This window comes from Nitrospirillum amazonense (assembly GCF_007828045.1).
GTDB classification, from domain to species: Bacteria; Pseudomonadota; Alphaproteobacteria; order Azospirillales; family Azospirillaceae; genus Nitrospirillum; species Nitrospirillum amazonense_C.
Window position 1 is genome coordinate 75,237 of sequence record NZ_VITN01000016.1, and the last position, 11,956, is coordinate 87,192.

At 68.3% G+C, this 11,956-nt stretch carries 8 protein-coding genes; 4 read left to right on the plus strand and 4 right to left on the minus strand.

Going from position 1 to position 11,956, the window contains the following annotated elements:
* Positions 1-251 precede the first annotated feature (251 nt).
* Positions 252-1,766, plus strand: coding sequence for a methyl-accepting chemotaxis protein (locus FBZ89_RS21680; RefSeq protein ID WP_246172431.1), 1,515 nt, complete (start codon positions 252-254; stop codon positions 1,764-1,766).
* A 74-nt stretch (positions 1,767-1,840) separates the two neighbouring features.
* Here the strand turns inward: FBZ89_RS21680 and FBZ89_RS21685 are convergent, their stop codons facing one another.
* On the minus strand, positions 1,841-2,824 hold the full coding sequence (locus FBZ89_RS21685; RefSeq protein ID WP_145752098.1) for an alpha/beta fold hydrolase: 984 nt from the start codon (positions 2,822-2,824) through the stop codon (positions 1,841-1,843).
* Between the two features lie 158 nt (positions 2,825-2,982).
* Here FBZ89_RS21685 and FBZ89_RS21690 point away from each other — a divergent pair, with 158 nt between their 5' ends.
* The gene (locus FBZ89_RS21690; RefSeq protein WP_145752099.1) at positions 2,983-3,834 is read left to right on the plus strand and encodes a helix-turn-helix domain-containing protein; all 852 of its coding nucleotides are present in this window, start codon (positions 2,983-2,985) and stop codon (positions 3,832-3,834) included.
* A gap of 66 nt (positions 3,835-3,900) precedes the next feature.
* On the opposite strand, the gene FBZ89_RS21695 is transcribed toward FBZ89_RS21690, so the two are convergent.
* Positions 3,901-4,575: an orotate phosphoribosyltransferase gene (locus FBZ89_RS21695; protein WP_145752101.1), complete on the minus strand. Its 675-nt coding sequence runs from the start codon at positions 4,573-4,575 to the stop codon at positions 3,901-3,903.
* 201 nt (positions 4,576-4,776) lie between these two features.
* Positions 4,777-5,853, minus strand: a complete 1,077-nt coding sequence (pyrC, locus tag FBZ89_RS21700) for a dihydroorotase (protein ID WP_145752103.1) — start codon at positions 5,851-5,853, stop codon at positions 4,777-4,779.
* Between the two features lie 232 nt (positions 5,854-6,085).
* Between pyrC and hisS the strand changes: the two genes are divergently transcribed.
* Positions 6,086-7,459 carry a histidine--tRNA ligase gene (gene hisS, locus FBZ89_RS21705; protein ID WP_145752104.1) on the plus strand — a complete coding sequence of 458 codons (1,374 nt, stop codon included), beginning with the start codon at positions 6,086-6,088 and terminating at the stop codon, positions 7,457-7,459.
* 201 nt (positions 7,460-7,660) lie between these two features.
* Positions 7,661-10,855 (plus strand): transglycosylase domain-containing protein, encoded by a 3,195-nt coding sequence (locus FBZ89_RS21710; protein ID WP_246172432.1) that lies wholly within the window; start codon positions 7,661-7,663, stop codon positions 10,853-10,855.
* Here FBZ89_RS21710 and FBZ89_RS21715 read toward each other — a convergent pair whose 3' ends face one another.
* Positions 10,856-11,761 (minus strand): alpha/beta fold hydrolase, encoded by a 906-nt coding sequence (locus FBZ89_RS21715; protein WP_186457501.1) that lies wholly within the window; start codon positions 11,759-11,761, stop codon positions 10,856-10,858.
* Between the last annotated feature and the right edge of the window lie 195 nt (positions 11,762-11,956).

The following is an 11,956-nucleotide window of genomic DNA, read 5'->3' on the forward strand; positions in this document are numbered from 1 at the left end:
CCGGGTTTGATAGGGTGGCTGTCGGTCTTGGCGACGACAGCGGCGCGGGGCAATGAACAAAGCAGGGGTAGTAAATAATGTCGTATGAGGCAGATGGGTTTTTGGGGCGTGTCAGTGGCCTGGTGAAGAAGCCGGAAAATTCGAGAAGCTGGTTTACCATTGGGCGCAAGATCGCCCCTGCGGTCGCCATTCCCACGATTATCGGCCTGGGTGCTGTCATTTGGCTCAGCACCAATCAGATGCATAAGGCTATGCTGGCCCAGTCTGTGGCGTCCGAGCGCCAGGAAACGGAAATGCTGGCGCAGCAGATGAGCGCCGCCGTCCGCTTCAAGCAGCAGGATTCGATCGCCGACGCTTATGCCGACCTCAGCACCCGCGCGGGCGGCAGCCTGGCGGGCGTGCGCGTGAACGACGGCGACGGCGAATCCCTGGACAGCTTCGACAGCAAGACCCTGCCGACCTACGCCATCGACAAGGACAAGGACCTGCCCAAGAAGGTCACCGAGACCAAGGCCTTCGACCGCGGCGACCACCTGATCGTCATGTCGCCGGTGAAGGCCGGCGCCAACCATGACCAGGTCGGCACCCTGATCGTGGCGTGGAGCCGCCAGGGCCTGAACGAGGCCATCTCCTCCACCGTCAAGGGCTCGCTGCTGACCGCCCTCATCGTGCTGGCCATCCTGGTCGGCGGCCTGGCCGTGCTGCTGCACTTCCTGGTCAGCCGTCCGCTGACCACCTTGCAGACCGCCATGGGCCGTCTGGCCAGCGGCGACCTGACCGTGGACATCACCGGCACGGAGCGTGGCGACGAGATCGGCGCCATGGCCGCCTCCGTCCAGGTGTTCAAGGACAACGCCCTGGAAGTGGAGCGCCTGAAGAAGGTGCAGGAGCAGGCGGAGCGGGAGGCGGCGGAAGAGAAGCGTCACACCATGAACCGCCTGGCCGACGAGTTCGAGAGCACCGTGAAGGGCGTCGTGGCCCAGGTGTCCGAGGCCGCCACCCGCATGCAGTCCAGCGCGCAGACGCTGTCCGGTTCGGCCGACGAGAGCCGCAGCCAGGCCGGCGCCGTCGCCGCCGCCACGCAGCAGGCCTCGGCCAACGTGCAGTCGGTGGCCAGCGCCACCGAGGAACTGGCCGGCTCGCTGGCAGAGATTTCCAACCAGGTCAACACCTCGGCCCGCATCGCTAAGGCCGCCGCCTCCACCGCCGAGAAGACGAACGAGACCGTGCAGTCGCTGGCCTCGCGCGCTCAGAGTATCGGTGACGTGGTGAAACTGATCTCCGACATCGCCAGCCAGACCAACCTGCTGGCGCTGAACGCCACCATCGAGGCGGCCCGCGCCGGTGAAGCCGGCAAGGGCTTCGCGGTCGTGGCCAGCGAGGTCAAGAGCCTGGCCAACCAGACGGCCAAGGCGACGGAGGAAATCTCCGCCCAGATCTCCACCATGCAGGACGCCACCCGCGACGCGGTCGACGCCATCATCACGATTTCCAGGACCATCGCCGAGATCAACGACATCTCCGACATGGTCGCGGGTGCGGTGGAAGAGCAGGACGCGGCGACCAAGGAAATTGCACGGAACGTCCAGCAGGCCTCCATGGGCACCATGGAAGTGTCGCGCAACATCGGCTCGCTGCAGCATGCCGCCGAGGACACCGGCAAGTCGGCCACCCAGGTTCTGGGCGCGGCCACCGGCCTGGCCCAGCAGTCCGACACCCTGGCCGGCCAGGTGGACCGCTTCCTGCAGCAGGTCCGCGCCGCCTAAGCCGCTCTCGCGCATCGAAAAACCCCGCGGGATCGCTTCCGCGGGGTTTTTTATTGGAAGGGGACGGCGGGTTTTCAGGCGGTCACGCCCCACAGCGTCCTGGCCTCTTCCGCGATCACGTCGGGATATTCCTCGGGGAAGAACAGCTTGGCCTGGGGCAAATGGCGGACGCCCTGGCAATTGGGCAGGATGCCGGCCAGGTAGTCGCCGCCGGCGGGGTCGAAGATGGTGTCGGCGGTGCCCCAGACGATGCGCGCGGGAACCGTCACGCGGCGCAACTCCTTCTCGATGCCGGCTAGCGGGTTGGGGGCCAGGCCCAGGGTATAGGCGTGCACCAGGTCCTTGCGCCGGGGGCTGCTGACCAGCGGGCCCAGGTAATAGTCGATGGCCTCGTCCGTGGGGCGGGTGGGGTCGCTGAAGGTTTGGCCGCCCAAGCCTGTCGGGCCGCGCGCCAAATCCTTGTCCGCCACCCAGCGCGCCAGCGCGCGGTCGGCGAAGGTGCCGGCCCGCGCCATCTGCAGCACCGGCTGCAGGGCCGGGGGCGGGCTGTCGGGCTCGATATCGCAGTTGGTCAGCAACAGGCTGCGTACCCGCTTGGGGTACCGGGTGACGAACAGCTGGGCCACGGCCCCGCCGCTGTCGTTGGCCACGATGTCCACCGTGTTGGCGCCCACGCTGTCCAGGAAGGCGGCCAGCATGCGCACCTGGACCGTGGGGGTCACCGCCTGACCGTCCGGCACGCGGCTGTAGCCCAGGCCCAGGAAGTCCGGCGCCAGGCAGCGGCGATGGGCCGCCAGCCGGTCGATGGCCCCGCGCCACTGGAAGCTGTTCAGGGGGAAGCCGTGCAGGAACACGGCGTCGGGGCCGCTGCCCTGTTCCATGTAGGCGACATGGCCGAAGGGCGTGCCGGCGTAGCGGCGCAGGGACCGGTAGGCGGCGGCGTCCAGCGGCCCGGTGCCGGACAGGGCGGCCGCGCCGGCACCGGACGTTCCCAGGACCAGGGCGGCGCCGGCCAGGCTTTGCAGGAAATGACGTCGGGCGAACGGTGCGGTCAGCATCTCTCATCCCCCTCAAGGGCAGGGTGGTGGGGCAGGGTGATTCGGATGCCCCAGGGATACGCCTGGGCCTTATTCGCGGTCGATAACCCGTCAGGTCATGGTTTCTTGACCTCAGAGGTCATGGCTTTTGCCCGTGGCCGCCGTATCATTCACCAGCCATGACCCATGCCGCCGCCGCGACCGTGACCGCCATTCCCTTCCAGCCGACGCCGCTGGGCCTGCTGCTGCGCGAATGGCGGGCGGCGCGGCGCATGAGCCAGATGGATTTGGCGCTGGAGGCCGGTGTCTCCACCCGGCATCTCAGCTGTGTGGAAACCGGCAAGGCCCAGCCCAGCCGCGAGCTGCTGGCCCGCCTGGCCGATACGCTGGACATGCCCCTGCGGGAGCGCAACGCCCTGCTGGTGGCCGCCGGCTATGCGCCCCGCTATGGCGAGCGGACGCTGGCGACGCCGGAGATGGCACCGGTGCGCCAGGCCATCGATTTCATCATCAATCAGCAAGAACCCTACCCCGCCCTGGTGATGAACCGCCGCTGGGATGTGGTGCGCATCAACCGCGCCACCGCCCGGGTGGTCAGCCTGGCGCGGGGCCGCATGCCCCGGCACAACAACATCCTGCGCCAGGTGTTCGACCCCGACGACATGCGGCCCGTCATGGGCAATTGGGAAAGCCTGGCCGGCGACCTGATCCGCCATCTGCATAGCGAGGTGGCGGCCACCCCGCTGGACCAGGGCCTGCGCACCCTGCTGGACGATGTGCTGGCCTATCCCGGCGTGCCGGCCCGTTGGCGGTCGCGCGATCCCGACGCCTATCCCCTGCCGCTGTGCACCACGGTCTTCGCCGGCGGGGCGCTGGATGCCAGCGGCCACCCGCTGCGCTTCTTCTCCACCATCACCACCTTCGGCACCGCCCGCGACGTGACGGTGGAGGAACTGCGCATCGAGTGCATGTTCCCGGCCGATGAGCGCACGGCGGAGCGGTGCAAGGCACTGGCGGCTACGTCCGCCTGATGAACAAACAGCGGTAGGGGATGCCCCTGCCGCTGTCGCGTATCCGTTGGCGCTGCGGGAAGGACCTTATCCTTCCACCTTACCGCCATTGGCCGCCGACCATTCGGCCGGGGCGTGCAGGAACTTCTCCACTTCCAACATCGTTGCGGTATCGAAATAGTTGTGGTCGCGAGCCACCTTCAGCACGTCCCACCAGGTGGTCAGGGCATGCAGGGTGACGCCGATTTCGCGCATCGTCTCCACGCTCTTGGGGAAGATGCCGTAGTGGAAGACGACGAAGGCGTGCTCGCACACAGCACCCGCCTGGCGCAGGGCGTTGACGAAGCCCACCTTGCTGCCGCCGTCGGTGGTCAGGTCTTCCACCAGCAGGATGCGGTCGCCCTCGTCGAACTGGCCCTCGATCTGGGCGTTGCGGCCGAAGCCCTTGGGCTTCTTGCGCACGTACTGCATGGGCAGGCCCATGCGGTCGGCCATCCAAGCGGCGTAGGAGATGCCGGCCGTCTCACCGCCGGCGACGCCGTCGAACGCTTCGAACCCGGCGTCGCGCATCACCGTCTGCACGGCGTAATCGATGATGGCCGAGCGGGCGCGCGGGAAGCTGATGACCTTGCGGCAATCGATATAGACCGGGCTGGCCTTGCCCGAGGTCAGGATGAAGGGCTGGGCGGCGTTGAAGTGGATCGCCTTGATGTCCAGCAGGATGCGGGCGGTCAGGCTGGCGGCGGTCTGGGCGTCGATCATGAGGACCTCGGGCACTGAATTGGGAATTGAGTGGGTAATTACACCAACGGCATGAGCAAGTAACTCATGCCGTTGTAGGACGCGACTGCGTCTGCCGGAGCGAGCACCGGAGGGCGCAGCGAGGATAGCCAAGCGGCCGGATGGCCGCGCCCGGCGCTTGAGGGGGGCATTTGAGCGGTTACGATCAAATGCCACACGGGCTTAGTCTTGAGAGAGGCGCCAGTCCAGCCGTTCGCCGGCGCGGAAGGGCAGGACAGCGTTGCTGCCGCCGGCGTCCACCAGGTCGGGAACGGTATGGCCGTCCCGTACCAGGGTGATGGTGTCCTCATTCGGCGCCAGGCCGTGGAAGCGCGGGCCGTTCAGGCTGGCGAAGGCCTCCAGCGCGTCCAGCTTGCCTTCCTCATCGAAGACCTGGGCGTAGAGTTCGATGGCGCTGGCCGCCGTGTAGATGCCGGCGCAGCCGCAACCCGATTCCTTGGCACTGGTGGGGTGCGGCGCGCTGTCGGTGCCCAGGAAAAACCAGGGCTGGCCGGAGGTGGCGGCACGGCGCAGGGCCAGGCGATGCTTCTCCCGCTTGGCGATGGGCAGGCAATAGAGGTGGGGCCGGATGCCGCCCGCGAAGATGGATGAGCGGTTGATCATCAGGTGATGGGCGGTGATGGTGCAGGCGAGGCGCCCGCTGGCCCCGTGCGCCTCCACCACGGCCACCGCCTCTTCCGTCGTGGCGTGTTCCAGCACGATCTTCAGGGCGGGGTAGCGGTTCATCAGGGGCAGCAGCACCCGCTCGATGAACACCGCCTCGCGGTCGAAGATGTCGATGGCGGGGTCGGTCACCTCGCCATGGACCAGCAGGGGCATGCCGATATCCTGCATGCGCGCCAGCACGCCGGCCACGTTGGCGAGATCGGTGACGCCGTGGGCGGAATTGGTCGTGGCATGGGCGGGGTACAGCTTCACCGCCCGGAACAGACCTTCCTCATAGCCGGCGGCGATCTCGTCGGCGCTGCTGCCGTCCGTCAGGTAGGCGGTCATCAGCGGCTGGAAACGGGCCCCCCCGTTTTCCGGCAAGGCGGCCAGGGCCTCCTGGATCTCCGCCTTGTAGCGCAGGGCGGACGCCCGGTCGGTCACCGGCGGCACCAGGTTGGGCATGATGATGGCCCGGCCCATCTGGCGGGCGGAGTGCGGCAGCACGGCGCGCAGCATGGCCCCGGTGCGGACGTGCAGGTGCCAGTCGTCGGGGCGGCGCAGGGTCAGGCGGGCGGCGGTGGTCGCGCTCATGGGGCAGGGTCCGGCTTATGATGTCCGGGCGCCAGTCCTACGCGCTCAAGCGCGTGGGCTCAACCCCCGGCGGCCCGGGGCATGGCGCTGGCGCCCATGTCTGTGGCGCGGGGCCCATGCCAGTGGCGCGCCGCCCATGCCTGTGGCGCGCCGCCCATGCCTGTGGCGCGCCACTGGGCAAATCGGGTATGAAGCCCGTCTTGTCCGTCTCTTAGATTCCGAGTCCGATCCCATGGCCCTGATCGCCCCCCGCACGCCGCCCGGCACGATGGAACTGCTGCCGTCCAAGCAGATCGCCTTCCAGCGCATGCTGGACACCATTCGGCGGGGCTTTGAGCGTTTCGGCTTCCTGCAGATCGAAACCCCGGTGTTCGAAACCGTGGACGTGTTGCTGACCAAGTCGGGCGGCGAGACGGAAAAGCAGATTTATTTCGTGCAGTCGACCGGCGCGCTGGAACAGGCCAAGCGCCCGGACATCGCCCTGCGCTTCGACCTGACCGTGCCCACCGCCCGCTATGTGGCGGAGCATGAGCATGAGTTGAGCTTCCCCTTCCGCCGCTATCAGATCCAGCGCGTCTATCGTGGGGAGCGGGCGCAGAAGGGGCGCTATCGCGAATTCTATCAGTGCGACATCGACGTCATCGGCAAGGACAGCCTGTCCGTCGCCTATGACGCGGAGATGCCGTCCGTCATCTACACCGTGTTCCGCGATCTGGCGCAGGTGGGCATCGACGTCGGCCCCTTCCAGATCAACCTGTCCAACCGCAAGATCCTGCGCGGCTTCCTGGAAGGGCTGGGCCTGACCGAGGGTGAGGCGCAGGCCGCCGTGCTGCGCGAGATCGACAAGCTGCCCAAGGTGGGCGTGGACGCCGTGCGCGCCACCCTGACGGGGGAACAGGCGCTGTCGGCCGAGACGGCCGCCGCCATCCTGGCCTTCGTCGGCATCGACGGCACCACGGATGCAATGCTGGCCAAGGCCAAGGAGTTGGCGGGCGCCAGCGCCTTGGCCCAGGAAGGACTGGATGAGCTGACCCAGGTGGTGGCGGGCCTGCGCGCCCTGGGCGTGCCGGACAGCCACTTCCGCGTCAACTTCTCCATCACCCGCGGCCTGGATTACTACACCGGCACGGTCTATGAGACCTTCCTGACCGACTTCCCGCAGATGGGCAGCGTCTGCTCCGGCGGGCGCTATGACAACCTGGCCAGCCAGTACACCAAGAGCAAGCTGCCGGGCGTGGGCATCTCCATCGGCGCTACCCGCCTGTTCTACGTGCTGGACCAGGCCGGCCTGGTGAAGGACCAGACCAGCACCATCGACGTGCTGGTCACCCAGTTCGCGCCCGAGTTGCTGCCCGACTACCTGGCCTTGGCGGGTGAGCTGCGCACCGCCGGCCTGAACGTCGAGGTGCATCTGGAACCGGCAAAAATCGCCAAGCAGATGAAATATGCCGACCGCGCCGGCATCCCCGTGGTGCTGATGATGGGTCCGGACGAGGCCGCCGCCGGTACCGTCACGGTCAAGCAGCTGGTGAGTGGCGAGCAGGCCGCCGTGGCCCGCGCCGACCTGGCCGGCCATCTGCTGGCGGCGTTCGGCCGCGCCCGCTGAGATCACCGGAACCGGCACGGACCTTGCGTTAGAGAGCCGTGTTTGGCCAACACCGGCGGCAAAACCTACCCCCAACAGGGGGCCGACCCTGATATCGCTTGATCGCGGGCAGGATAGGCCGCTTAGTTGGGGCGGGGGGTGAACCTCTGCCCGGTGGCCTATGACGGGTCTGCGCTGAGGGGGGTACCGCGTACGCGGGCGATGACGACCAGCACCGACAACAGCTTGGGCGGGGCTCCCCTAACGGGTGTTAGCGGGCGGGCCGACACCTTGGCCGCCCTGCGTCCGCCCGTCTCCCGCTTGGCGCCGGGCGCCGGATCAGCCGACGCCGCGCCCAAGCCGCCGAAAGTCCGTCGGCGGGGCACGCCGCTGTGGGTGCGCATCCTGGGCTGGGCCACCAGCCTGGCCATCCTGGGCTGCATCGGGGGCGCCGCCTGGCTGGAGACGGAGACGTCGGGCTTCGAATCCGCCCTGCTGGCCCGGGTCGGGCGCGACCTGCGTTATTCCGTCTACCCCGGCCCCACCACGGCTGTGCGCTATCCCACGGCGGGGCCGTATGACGAGCGGCTGGGCTACACCCAGATGCCCAGCTTCCTGGAACGGCTGACGGCGGGACCCTATCGCGTCACCGCCCAGGCGCGCATGTCGCCCACCTTGCTGGACTATCTGGACCTCAGCTTCTACCCGCCCTATGCGGAGAAGACCTCGGCCGGGCTGCAGGTGCTGGACCGGGGCGGAACGCTGCTCTACGGCGCCAATTATCCTGAGCGGGTGTTCACCAGCTACGCCTCCGTTCCGCCCGTGGTGGCCAACACCCTGCTGTTCATCGAGAATCGCCAGCTGCTGGATCCGGCCCATCCCTATCGCAACCCGGCGGTGGATTGGGACCGCTTCGGCCTGGCCCTGCTGCAGATCCCGTTGCAGGTCGTCAATCCCGGCGCCCAGCGCATCGGCGGCAGCACCCTGGCGACCCAGACGGAGAAGTACCGCCATTCCGCCGGCGGGCAGACGGCGGACGGGGTGGAGAAGTTGCGCCAGATGGCGTCGGCCAGCATGCGCGCCTATATGGACGGCGCCGACACCACGCAGACCCGTTACCGCATCCTGGTGGATTATCTGAACTCCACACCCCTGTCGGCGCGGCCCGGCATCGGCGAGATCAACGGCCTGGGCGACGGCCTGTGGGCCTGGTACGGCACCGACTTCACCGCCGCCAACCAGATCCTGCGGGCGCCGCCCCAAACGGAGGAGGATCTGGCGACCCAGGCCGTGGTCTACAAGCAGGTGCTGAGCCTGCTGCTGGCCCAGCGGCGGCCGTCCTTCTACCTCACCACCAACCGCACGGCTCTGGACGCCCTGTGCAATGAGCATCTGCGCGTGCTGGAGAAGGCGGGCGTCATCCCGCCGGCGCTGGCTGATGCAGCCCAGAACTTCAAGCTGCGCTTCCGGGATGAGGCGCCGGACCCGCCCGACGTGTCGTATGTGGAGCAGAAGGCGGTCAACGCCATCCGCAACCGCCTGACCACGATGCTGGGCGCCCATACGCTGTACCAGCTGGACCGGCTGGACCTGACCACCGAGACGACGCTGGACCAGGCGGCGCAGGAGCGGGTGACCGGGGTGCTGAAGCGCCTGGCGGACCCGGCGGCGACGGCGGAGCTGGGCCTGACCGGCGACCGGCTGCTGACCGGCGCCGATCCGGCCAAGGTGGTCTATTCCGTTACCTTGTATGAGCGCGCGCCGCACGCCAACCTGGTGCGGGTGCAGGTCGACACCCTGGACCAGCCGCTGGACCTGAACGAAGGCGCGCGGCTGGACCTGGGGTCCACCGCCAAGCTGCGCACCCTGATCTCCTACCTGGAGATCGTCGAGAAGCTGTACCGCGACTATCACCAGCGCGACGCCGCCGCGCTGCGCGACATCTCGGCCGCGGCGGACGACAACCTCACCCGCTGGGTGACCGACACGTTGGCGCAGACGGGCGACCAGGGCCTGCCGGCCATGCTGAACGCGGCCATGGAGCGCACCTATTCCGCCGGGACGGGGGAGCGCTTCTTCACCGGCGGTGGCCTGCACAGCTTCAACAATTTCGAAAAGTCGGACGACCACCGCATCCTGACGGTGTCCGAGGCGCTGCGCCGCTCGGTCAACCTGGTGTTCATCCGGCTGATGCGCGACGTGGTGAACCACTACATCGCCGAGGGGCCGGCGCGAAAGGACGACGTCCTGGATGACCCGCACCACCCGGCCCGCCAGACCTACTTGGCCCAGTTCGCGGACCGGGAAGGCAGCACCTTCCTGAACCATTTCTGGGACGAATACGGCGGCCTCAGCCCCGACAAGGCGCTGGAGACGCTGGCGGCCAAGGCCGGCACGCGGGAGGAGCGGCTGGCCGTCATCTACCGTTCCGTCCGGCCGAACGCGACGCCGGAGGATCTGGCCCGCTTCCTGGCCGCCCATGGCGCGGTGGAAAATGACACCCGGCCCGGGGCGCACCCCCCCGCCAAGCCCCAGCCGCTGAAGCCGGCCACCGTGGCCGCCCTGTTCGAGAAGGCCGATCCGGAAAAGTGGAGCCTGAACGACCGCGGCTACATGGCCGGCGTGCACCCGCTGGAACTGTGGCTGGTGGCCTATCTGCAGGAAAGCCCCAAGGCGCCGAAGCGTCAGATGCTGAAGGAGAGCAGCACCTCGCGCCAGGAAAGCTATCAGTGGCTGTTCTCCACCCGCTACAAGCACGCGCAGGACACGCGCATCGGCATCGTGCTGGAGGAGGAGGCCTTCGCCCGCATCCATGCCGATTGGAAGCGCCTGGGCTATCCCTTCGAGGCGCTGGTGCCCTCCTACGCCACCTCCATCGGCAGCTCGGGCGACCGGCCGGGGGCGCTGGCCGATCTGATGGGCATCATCGTCAATGACGGCATCCGCCTGCCCACCGCCCGTGTCACCCGCCTGCACTTCGCCGTCGGCACGCCCTATGAGACGGTGGTGGGCCTGGACGATCAGATGAAGGGGGAGCGGGTGCTGTCCCATGACCTGGTGGAGGTGGTGAAGGCCCACCTGCTGGACGTGGTGCAGAACGGCACGGCCCAGCGCGCCAAGGGCGCCTTCCACGACGCCGACGGCAACCCGCTGCCCCTGGGCGGGAAGACCGGCACGGGCGACCAGCGCTTTGACCGCTTCGGGCCCGGCGGGGTGCTGCTGGAATCACGGGTGGTGAACCGCACCGCCACGTTCGTCTTCTACGCCGGTGACCGCTTCTTCGGTGTCATCACCGCCCATGTCCATGGGGCCCAGGCCGCGAACTACCACTTCACCAGCGCCCTGCCCGCCCAGCTGCTGCGCGTCCTGGCCCCGGCGCTGCAGCCTCTGATGCTGATGCCGCCGGACCAGGGGTGACTACAACCCTGTTTCCTCTAGGAAGTTATCCACATCTTCCCACACGGCGCGGCGGATGGCGTCGTTCTCCATCATCAGTTCATGCCGGGCGCCGGGGTAGTTGTGAAAGCGGGCGTCGGGCAGGCGACGGGCCAGGGCGCGCAAGGCCGGGGAGCTGACGATCCGGTCGGCGCCAGCCGCCAGAATCTGGATGGGCAGGTCCAGGCCCGACATCGTGGCGTGGGCAAGATAGTCGGTGGAGCGGTAGGCGGCCGCCAGCCAGCCATAGGTGACGCCGCCCAGGCACAGGTCCTGCTGCTGGCGGCAGGCATCCAACGCCACCTTGAAGCGGCGCGGATCGCTGGTCAGGGGGTTGCCCTCGAACCGCTGCGCGTCCGGGTCGAAATCGCGCTGGCCGGGGGCGTAGGTTTCCGCCTTGCCTTGGCGGCAGGCCAAGTTGGCGATCAGGGCGGCGGCGCGGCCGGGCAGCGGGGCGGTGTTGATCCGCACCATGGCGGCCGACAGGATCAGGGCCTTCAGCCGCGGTACCTCCATCGCCGTGTCGCAGTCCAGCACATGACGCAGCATCAGGTGGCCGCCCATGCTATGGGCGAAGGCGACGACGGACCCCGTGGGCGGGCACAGGGCGGCCATGATGGCCTCCAGATCCTCCAGATAGGTCGAGAAGTCGTCGATGTGCCCCAGCTGCCGGTTGGACAGGGGCCGGGTGGACAGGCCCTGGCCGCGCCAGTCGAAGGACACGACGCGCCAGCCCCGGGCGGCCCACTCCGCCGCCTGCTCCGCATATTTTTCCAGGAATTCGCTGCGGCCGTTGACCAGGAGGCAAGTGCCGCGGCGGCCTTCGTCCCCCGCGCTCTGCCAGCAGCCCAGGCGCAACCGCGCGCCGTCCGGACGGTCCAGATACATGCAGGCCCATCCGGCGCCGCCCGATGGGTAAGTCCATCCCGCCGGCTCGGCGCCGGGGGATGTTTCGCCAGGGGTTGTTTCGACTGCGTTGTCCATGACGGCGACGGTTCCGGCCCGCATAGTTCTCGGCGTTATCGTCCCATTGTCGGCGCGATTCGGGCCTGCGATCAAGCCGCCGATCCATACCTGCACATT

Bases quoted from the DNA above. Each gene is read 5' to 3' on its own strand.
- hisS (WP_145752104.1), top strand. From the start codon at position 6,086: ATGGCCCTGATCGCCCCCCGCACGCCGCCCGGCACGATGGAACTGCTG.
- FBZ89_RS21715 (WP_186457501.1), bottom strand. From the start codon at position 11,761: ATGTATCTGGACCGTCCGGACGGCGCGCGGTTGCGCCTGGGCTGCTGG.
- FBZ89_RS21680 (WP_246172431.1), top strand. From the start codon at position 252: ATGCTGGCCCAGTCTGTGGCGTCCGAGCGCCAGGAAACGGAAATGCTG.
- FBZ89_RS21695 (WP_145752101.1), bottom strand. From the start codon at position 4,575: ATGATCGACGCCCAGACCGCCGCCAGCCTGACCGCCCGCATCCTGCTG.
- FBZ89_RS21690 (WP_145752099.1), top strand. From the start codon at position 2,983: ATGACCCATGCCGCCGCCGCGACCGTGACCGCCATTCCCTTCCAGCCG.
- pyrC (WP_145752103.1), bottom strand. From the start codon at position 5,853: ATGAGCGCGACCACCGCCGCCCGCCTGACCCTGCGCCGCCCCGACGAC.
- FBZ89_RS21685 (WP_145752098.1), bottom strand. From the start codon at position 2,824: ATGCTGACCGCACCGTTCGCCCGACGTCATTTCCTGCAAAGCCTGGCC.
- FBZ89_RS21710 (WP_246172432.1), top strand. From the start codon at position 7,661: ATGACGACCAGCACCGACAACAGCTTGGGCGGGGCTCCCCTAACGGGT.